The organism is Pediococcus ethanolidurans (genome assembly GCF_001437405.1).
In the GTDB taxonomy this organism is placed as follows: Bacteria; Bacillota; Bacilli; order Lactobacillales; family Lactobacillaceae; genus Pediococcus; species Pediococcus ethanolidurans.
Map to the genome: position 1 here is coordinate 1 of NZ_JQBY01000041.1, position 8,728 is coordinate 8,728.

Annotated in this window: 7 protein-coding genes; all 7 read left to right on the forward strand. The window is 35.8% G+C overall.

Features of this window, described 5'->3' with window-relative positions; translation table 11 throughout:
- Nucleotides 1-385: 385 nt before the first annotated feature.
- The 7 genes from IV87_RS10495 (at nucleotide 386) to IV87_RS10525 (ending at nucleotide 8,381) form a co-directional block, all read left to right on the forward strand.
- On the forward strand, nucleotides 386-2,101 hold the full coding sequence (locus IV87_RS10495; protein ID WP_057808052.1) for a ribonuclease J: 1,716 nt from the start codon (nucleotides 386-388) through the stop codon (nucleotides 2,099-2,101).
- Nucleotides 2,102-2,161: 60 nt separating this feature from the next.
- Nucleotides 2,162-3,076, forward strand: a complete 915-nt coding sequence (locus IV87_RS10500; RefSeq protein ID WP_057808053.1) for a hypothetical protein — start codon at nucleotides 2,162-2,164, stop codon at nucleotides 3,074-3,076.
- A 205-nt stretch (nucleotides 3,077-3,281) separates the two neighbouring features.
- Nucleotides 3,282-4,469, forward strand: a complete 1,188-nt coding sequence (tuf, locus tag IV87_RS10505) for an elongation factor Tu (RefSeq protein WP_057808055.1) — start codon at nucleotides 3,282-3,284, stop codon at nucleotides 4,467-4,469.
- Between the two features lie 201 nt (nucleotides 4,470-4,670).
- Nucleotides 4,671-6,002 carry a trigger factor gene (gene tig / locus IV87_RS10510; protein WP_057808057.1) on the forward strand — a complete coding sequence of 444 codons (1,332 nt, stop codon included), beginning with the start codon at nucleotides 4,671-4,673 and terminating at the stop codon, nucleotides 6,000-6,002.
- A 136-nt stretch (nucleotides 6,003-6,138) separates the two neighbouring features.
- Nucleotides 6,139-7,386: an ATP-dependent Clp protease ATP-binding subunit ClpX gene (clpX, locus tag IV87_RS10515; RefSeq protein WP_057808059.1), complete on the forward strand. Its 1,248-nt coding sequence runs from the start codon at nucleotides 6,139-6,141 to the stop codon at nucleotides 7,384-7,386.
- Nucleotides 7,387-7,500: 114 nt separating this feature from the next.
- Entirely contained in the window at nucleotides 7,501-8,091 is a 591-nt protein-coding gene (yihA, locus tag IV87_RS10520) for a ribosome biogenesis GTP-binding protein YihA/YsxC (protein WP_057808063.1), read from the forward strand.
- A gap of 2 nt (nucleotides 8,092-8,093) precedes the next feature.
- Nucleotides 8,094-8,381, forward strand: a complete 288-nt coding sequence (locus tag IV87_RS10525) for a nucleoside triphosphate pyrophosphohydrolase family protein (RefSeq protein WP_057808061.1) — start codon at nucleotides 8,094-8,096, stop codon at nucleotides 8,379-8,381.
- Nucleotides 8,382-8,728 lie beyond the last annotated feature (347 nt).

An 8,728-nucleotide genomic window follows, 5' to 3' on the forward strand; every position in this document is an offset into this window, starting at 1 on the left:
ATTATATTTCGATCTATGAATATTTCAGGTTGATCATACTGGTTTAAAAATTCCATCTTTAAAGAAAATTTAATAACTTTCAAATACTTGAAATACAACTCTATTGATAAAATGTGGTAAACTTAAAGCAGTTTATACGTCGAGACAGAATAAATTTGTAATAGCGCAAAAAAATGTAATTCAGTAAGAATGAACGAATTTTTGGGTTAAAACAGTACTAAATAAGTAATATTTGGGCTGGCGAACTAAAAAATTCATCTGAAATTTTACATTTGAATTTAAAAAAGAAAGCCGTTTTGTGATATTAGGTTCATTTTAAGTTCGCGTATTTTGATAGATAAACAAGTGAATAATGAAAGCAATTAAAAATTTTGAGGTGGAATGAATGAGTAATAGTATTAAAATTATCCCTTTTAGTGGGGTACGGGAAAACGGTAAAAATATGTATGCCGTTGAAGTTAATGATTCAATATACGTGTTGGATTGTGGTTTGAAATATCCAGAAAATGAATTACTTGGAATCGATGTGGTTATTCCAGATTTTTCATATTTAGAAGATCATAGTGACAAAATTGTTGGTGTCTTTTTAACTCATGGACACGCTGATGCCATTGGGGCTTTACCCTACTTTTTGGATAAGTTTCCAGTGCCAGTATTTGGTTCTGAAATGACGATTGCCTTAGCCAAATTAAATGTTGAAAAAGATAATAAATTAAAGAATTTTAAGGATTTTCATATTGTCAATGAAAAAATGGAAATAGACTTTGGCGATGTGACCGTTTCATTTTTCAAAACGACCCATTCTATTCCCGAATCTTTGGGTATTGTTTTAAAAACAAGCGAGGGACAGATTGTCTATACCGGTGATTTTAAATTTGATCAAACAGCTTCGAGTGAGTATGCGACTGATTTTGGTCGATTGGGACAAATTGGTGCAAATGGTGTTTTAGCTCTTCTAAGTGAATCAGCAAACGATGAAAATCCCAAACCATCGACAAATGAACGTGATATTGCAAATTATATTTTGGAGACCTTCAAATATCATGAAGGTCGAATTGTGGTAGCCTCCGTTGCCTCTAATATTTTGCGAATTCAACAAGTATTAGATGCCGCTGCACAATCAGACCGCAAGGTAGTACTTACCGGACATGATTTAGAAAGAATTGTAAACACGGCTTTAGATCTGAAAAAGCTACATTTACCAACGGATGATGTAATTGTTCCATTCAATAAACTAAACAGTTTAGATAAAGAACGCACAGTTATTCTTGAGACTGGCAAAATGGGTGAACCAATTAAAGCACTACAAAAAATGGCTAATGATCCTGGTAAGGGGATTCATATCGATCCAGGAGATCTAGTATTTATTACAACCACACCATCGCATGCAATGGAAACCACCGTGGCTAAGACCAAGAATATGATTTATCGTGCTGGTGGCGAAGTTAAGGCTATTTCTGATGATTTAAATGCTTCAGGACATGCTAGCAAAAATGATCTGCAATTGATGATTAATCTTTTAAAACCGGCCTATTTGATTCCTATCCAGGGTGAATATCGATTGTTAAATACGCATGCACAACTTGCACGTGAAGTCGGAATGGCTGATGATCATATTTTCTTAACCCAAAAGGGCGATGTTTTAGAGTATAAAAATGGTGAAATGCATTTAGGACAAGGAATTGAAGTTGGCGATACCATGATTGATGGAATTGGTGTTGGCGATATTGGAAATATTGTGTTGCGTGATCGCAAGATACTATCAGATGACGGTATTTTTATCGCGGTTGTGACTATTGATCGAAAGAAAAAACTGATTATTGGGGAACCTAAAGTTACATCACGAGGATTTGTTTACGTGAATAGCAGCCATGATTTACTCAAAGAGAGTGCTTCAATTGTGACTGAGGTGGTACAAAATAACCTTGATAATAAGGAATTTGATTGGGGTCATTTAAAACAGGACATTCGAGAAAAAATTAGTCGTTACTTATTTGATCAAACAAAACGACATCCAGTGATCCTTCCTGTCATTATGGAAGTTAATCAGCACCATCGAAAAGCGCCAGTAAAAGCACCAAAAAAAGTTGAAGAGAAATAGTTAAGAAACTGGTAATGTTGATTGTTAAACATCACCAATTTTTAGATTCGGAGGTTTTATGTGAGTAAGGCACAATTATTTAAAATTAAACAGGCTATTGCAGATGAACAATGGGAAAAGGCGTTGAATCTAATTGAACCATCTGTAAGTGAATTGCAGAATAATTCACAATTGAATTATTTTTTTGTATTAAGTCTCTATAAAACAAAGCATTACCTTGAGAGCTTAAGATACGCAAATGACCAGTACAACTTCTATATAAGCAGTTTGAAAACACAGAAACTTTATTTTTCTATTTTACTTGCTTGCCAAAATTTTTTAGATGCCTATGCTTTTTTAGAAAATTTAAAACAAGTTCATGGTGAGAATGTCGCCAATTTTACGAGTGAATTAGCGGATAAAGAAGCTGAAGTGAGGCAACAAAAAGTTACCTTAAATCAAAAATTAAAGAAATTTTATCATCTAGGCGATTTGTCGGTAACAGCTGCGCATGATGTCCTTCAAGCATCCAAACAACTACCGGCTACTGAGTATTTCCAGGCAGCTCAGTTTATTTTTCTTGATCCTTTTGTCCATCCGCTGATACGCGCAACGGTTCTTGAAAATGTTATTTCTTTAAAATTAAGTCAAGAAATTCAATTTTATTGGATTGATAAACAGAACCATGAAGTAGATTTAGCCAAGCTTACGCGAATCTTAGATAATCAAATTCAGCGAAAATTTAATAAACTTTTACAACAAAGACTAGCAAACCAAGATCCAATTTTATTAGAGGGAATTGTAAAAGATAAAAATCTCTATTTGAGTTATGTTTATCCATTTGCCGACCAAGTGTTTAAAACGCCGGAATTATGGGTGAATTACTGGATTGACGATTATTACGGACGGTCACATGCCAACACGCTAGAAAATCAAACGATTAGTAAGTGGCAAAAGAAGTTTCAGACCCTTACTAGTGAGCTTTTTGAAAATTAATGAAACAAAGTAAGCAAAAAGCTATAAATAATGTAACTTTTTTGGTTTAATTGGTTTACAAATTTCAATGTTCTATATATAATGTTTAAGGATTCTCTAAGGTGAACCTTTGCCTTTTCATGAGGATGTAGTATAATAGTTTTTAAAGAATCCAGCCACGCCAAGGGCTGAGTAATTCTTACGAAAATACAGGAGGTTCGTATTAATGGCAAAAGAACATTACGAAAGAACAAAACCCCATGTAAATATTGGTACAATTGGCCATATTGACCATGGGAAGACTACTTTGACAGCAGCTATCACAAAGGTTTTAGCTAGCAAAGGTTTAGCAAAAGCTGAAGACTATGCTGATATTGATGCTGCTCCAGAGGAACGTGAACGTGGTATTACAATCAATACTGCTCACGTTGAATATGAAACAGAAAAGCGTCATTATGCACATATTGATGCTCCAGGACATGCTGATTACATTAAGAACATGATTACTGGTGCCGCTCAAATGGATGGTGCCATCTTAGTTGTTGCTGCAACTGATGGTCCTATGCCACAAACTCGTGAACATATCTTACTTGCTCACCAAGTTGGTGTTAACTATATTGTTGTCTTCTTAAACAAGACTGATTTAGTTGATGATGACGAATTGATTGACTTAGTTGAGATGGAAGTACGTGAATTATTATCAGAATACGATTATCCTGGTGATGATATTCCTGTAATCCGTGGTTCAGCTTTGAAGGCCCTTGAAGGCGATCCAGAACAAGAAAAAGTTATCCTTCACTTAATGGACGTTATCGATGAATATATCCCAACACCACAACGTGATAACGACAAACCTTTCTTGATGCCTGTTGAAGATGTCTTCACAATTACTGGTCGTGGTACTGTTGCTTCTGGTCGTATCGACCGTGGTGAAGTTAAGATCGGTGACGAAGTTGAAATTGTTGGTTTGAAGGATGAAGTCCTCAAATCTACTGTTACAGGACTTGAAATGTTCCGTAAGACTCTTGATTTAGGTGAGGCCGGCGATAACGTTGGTGTCTTACTTCGTGGTATTAACCGTGAACAAGTTGTCCGTGGACAAGTACTTGCTGCACCTGGTTCAATCCAGACACACAAGAAGTTCAAGTCTGAAGTATATATCTTGACGAAAGAGGAAGGTGGTCGTCATACACCATTCTTCTCAAACTATCGTCCTCAATTCTACTTCCATACAACTGATGTTACAGGTGTCATTGAATTACCTGATAACGTTGAAATGGTAATGCCTGGCGATAACGTTACATTTACTGTAGAACTTATCGAACCAGTTGCCATTGAAAAAGGTACTAAGTTCACTGTTCGTGAAGGTGGACATACTGTTGGTGCCGGTGTTGTTTCTGAAATTGATGATTAATTAATTTTTGAAGCATATTAAAAAGATTCGGAATTTAATTCCGAATCTTTTTTTGTATTTCGAGTTCAATGTGATACAAATTAGCCTTTATACACGATAATTAAGGACATAAGCATTTACAATTCTATTTGTATACGGTAAACTAGTATCCGTATGCAATACAAATTGTAAAACCACTTTTTTATTGTCGGAGGGAAAATAATGACTGCAAAATGGGAAAAAAAGAGTGCTAGTAATGGCGAATTAACATTCGAAATTAGTACTGATAAAATTCAAGAAGGTTTAGACAAAGCCTTTCAAAAAACACGGAAACAATTAAATGTTCCCGGATTTCGTAAGGGACGTGTCCCACGTCAAATCTTTAATCAAATGTATGGTGAAGAAGCACTCTATGAAGATGCTTTAAATATTGTGCTTCCAGAAGCTTATGAAGCTGCTATTGAAGAAACAAAAATTGAACCAGTGGATCAACCAAAAATTGATGTTGATAGTATGGAAAAGGGTAAAGCTTGGGTTTTAAAAGCTGTTGTGACTGTTAAACCAGACGTTAAACTTGGTGATTACAAAGGCTTAAGCGTTGCTAAACAAAGTCATCGTGTTACTTCTAAAGAAGTAGACGCTGACATTGAAAAGAAACGTGAACAACAAGCAGAACTTGTTTTGAAAGAAGACAAGCCAGCTGAAAAGGGTGACACAGTCACAATTGATTTTGCCGGAACAGTTGATGGCAAACCATTTGATGGTGGCAAGGCTGAGAATTATGATTTGGAACTTGGTTCTAATTCCTTTATCCCTGGTTTTGAAGATCAATTAATCGGTCATAAGTCAGATGATAAGGTTGATGTTAAGGTAACTTTCCCTGATGACTACAATGCAGAGGATCTTCAAGGTAAAGAAGCTGTCTTTGCCGTTACTATTCACGAAATTAAAACAAAAGAACTTCCTGAATTAGATGACGAATTTGCTAAAGACGTTGATGAAGAAGTCGACTCTTTGGAAGAATTAAAAGCTAAAACACATGATGAATTGAAGAAACAAAAAGACGATGCAGCTGCTCAAGCTAAAGAAGACGAAGCAATTCAAAAAGCTGTTGACAATGCTGAAGTTAAAGAAGTTCCTCAAGCAATGATCGATGAAGATGTTCAACGTCAGCTTGACCAGTACTTAGCAAACATGCAACAACAAGGAATTGATCCAAAGACTTACTATAAGATCACTGGTACTTCAGAAGATGATCTTAAAAAGCAATTAGCTGATGGAGCTGAAAACCGAGTTAAAACTAATTTGGTTCTAGAAGCAATTGTTGAAGCTGAAAAGATTGTCCCTACAGCTGATGAAGTTGCTGCTGAAATCAAAGATTTGGCTTCACAATATGGTATGGAAGAGAGTGCTGTTAAGAAGGCACTTTCTGAAGACATGTTGAAGCATGATATTGCTGTTAAGAAGGCCGTTGCAGTTATTACAGATTCTGCTGTAGAAGAAAGTAAAGCAAAAGCTGCAAAAAAAGATGATACAGATAAAGAAGCTAAATAATTCAAGCTTATCTTGAATACAAGAAGGAGGTTGGGAAAAGCAAATTTTCTCAATCTCATTTTTGTAAAACGAGTTATTAGCTTAATATCAGGGTTTTTGTTATGATGGTTCTATAAACATTAGAGAGGTGAGTTGGTTGTTAGATAACACCGATAACACAGGGACAATAACTTGTTCGTTCTGTGGAAAAACTCAGGATCAAGTTAAAAAAATTGTTGCAGGTCCTGGCGTTTATATTTGTAACGAATGTATTGATTTATGTAAAGAGATTATTGATGAAGAGGTTTCTCGTGAGAGTGCTGAGGAATTTTCTGATATTCCGACACCGGCAGAAATTGTCAATAAGTTGAATGAATATGTGATTGGTCAAACAGAAGCTAAACGTACCCTTTCAGTGGCGGTATATAACCATTATAAACGAATCAACCAAATGGAAAATGCTGATGATGGGGATATTGAATTACAAAAGAGTAATATTAGTATTATTGGACCAACTGGTTCAGGAAAAACTTTTCTAGCTCAAAGCTTAGCTCGTATTTTAAATGTACCATTTGCAATTGCAGATGCAACGACATTAACAGAGGCTGGTTATGTTGGGGAAGATGTTGAAAATATTCTCTTAAAACTTTTACAAAATGCAGATTACGATGTAGATAAGGCTGAAAAAGGAATTATTTATATTGATGAAATCGATAAAATTGCTAAAAAGAGTGAGAATGTTTCTATTACCCGTGATGTGTCCGGTGAAGGGGTTCAGCAAGCACTCCTTAAGATTCTAGAAGGTACAATTGCTAATGTGCCACCTCAAGGAGGACGTAAGCACCCACAACAAGAGTTTATTCAAATTGATACCACTAACATTTTATTTATTGTCGGCGGTGCTTTTGATGGTATTGAAGATATTGTTAAGAGTCGTTTAGGTGATAAAGTCATTGGATTTGGCACAGACTCAACTAAGGTGATTGATGAATCTAAGAGTCTCATGCAACAAGTGATTCCAGAAGATTTACTCCGGTTTGGTTTAATTCCTGAATTTATTGGTCGTTTACCAATTTTAACGGCCTTGGAAAAACTAACCACGGATGATTTGGTTCGGATTTTAACAGAGCCCAAGAATGCTTTAGTCAAACAATACAAGACTTTACTAGCGCTGGATGATGTTAAATTACATTTCACACCACAAGCTTTGCGAGCAATTGCTAAAGAGGCAATTTCACGAAATACTGGTGCTCGTGGGTTACGTTCGATTATTGAAGAGGTTATGCGTGATATTATGTTTGATATTCCTTCTCGAGAAGACGTTGAACAAGTTACAGTGACGAAACGAACTGTGGTTGATCATGCAGAACCAGAATTAATTTTAAAAGACAAAAAAGCTTCCTAAATGTGTGGTAATAAAAGAATGATGGCTTCTGAACTGGAAGTCATTATTTTTTTGATCAAAAATTTCAATCTTTGTGTGTTAAAATTAAACAAGATTAAAAAGGTGGTACAAGAAATGGAAGTTCATAATGTCGAGTTGGTCATGAGTGCCGTAGCTCCAGCTCAGTATCCAACAACTGGTTATCCAGAAATCGCGCTTGTAGGGCGTTCTAACGTTGGTAAGTCATCGTTGACAAATGTTTTAATTAATCGTAATAGTTATGCAAGAACGTCTTCGCAGCCTGGGAAAACGCAAACTTTGAATTTCTATAATGTTGAGGATCAATTGTACTTCGTTGATGTTCCTGGTTATGGTTATGCCAAAGTATCGAAAACAGAGCGTGAAAAATGGGGAAAAATGATTGAAACCTATTTGTCTACACGTCCTCAATTAAAGGGTGTGATTTCCTTGGTTGATGCACGTCATGCACCGAGTGAAGATGATGTTGCAATGTATGATTGGCTACATTACTATCAAATTCCAATTTTAGTTGTGGCAACTAAGAGTGATAAGGTTGTTCGTGGTAAGTGGAATAAGAGTGAAAGCTTAATCAAAAAAACACTCCATTTTAGTGAACCTGATGAATTTCAACTTTTTTCGGCCCAAACAAAAATGGGTAAGGATCAGGTTTGGCAATGGATTGAAAAACGTATCGGGGAGGATTAATAATGGAATTCAATGATTATCAAAAGAAAGCAAACAGAACTTTGTTTGGCAATGAACAAGTTTTAACAAACTGTGCCCTAGGTTTAGCAAGTGAAAGTGGGCAAGTAGTAGATTTAGTTAAAAACTATACCTTTCATGGTAAGGATTTGAATCGAGAAGAGTTAACTAAAGAAATGGGAGATGTTTTGTGGTATCTCTCTCAAGTTGCTGAATGGGCGGATATTCCTTTTGAACAGGTAGCACAAGAGAACATTGAAACTTTAAATCAACGATATCCAGCAAATAAATAAATACTAAAGGTTGAAAGTATCAAAATCACTTCAATAACTGATGTTAAACGACTTAGACTAAAAAAAATAGTTTAACCGCCGTCCTGCGGCTTACTTAGTCTGGAAGCAAATGGGCTCAGTAGTGACATTTATCTTAGCGGGTTTCGCTTAGATAAAGGCCGAGCTTAGAGACGTGTATTTCGGCTCTAAGTCGTGCCCACTACGTTCCAGCCCAAATTTGCTGGAAGACGGCATTTAAATCTAATTTTGTTATCATGAATACTGTTGTGTCAGACAATTAGATACATTTTTGTGCTTTCAATCTTTAGATAAATAGGCCCGATTTACAATTCAAGTGCAACACCTGA

Coding starts and splice junctions, on each gene's coding strand:
- IV87_RS10495 (WP_057808052.1), top strand. CDS start 386: ATGAGTAATAGTATTAAAATTATCCCTTTTAGTGGGGTACGGGAAAAC.
- tuf (WP_057808055.1), top strand. CDS start 3,282: ATGGCAAAAGAACATTACGAAAGAACAAAACCCCATGTAAATATTGGT.
- tig (WP_057808057.1), top strand. CDS start 4,671: ATGACTGCAAAATGGGAAAAAAAGAGTGCTAGTAATGGCGAATTAACA.
- yihA (WP_057808063.1), top strand. CDS start 7,501: ATGGAAGTTCATAATGTCGAGTTGGTCATGAGTGCCGTAGCTCCAGCT.
- IV87_RS10525 (WP_057808061.1), top strand. CDS start 8,094: ATGGAATTCAATGATTATCAAAAGAAAGCAAACAGAACTTTGTTTGGC.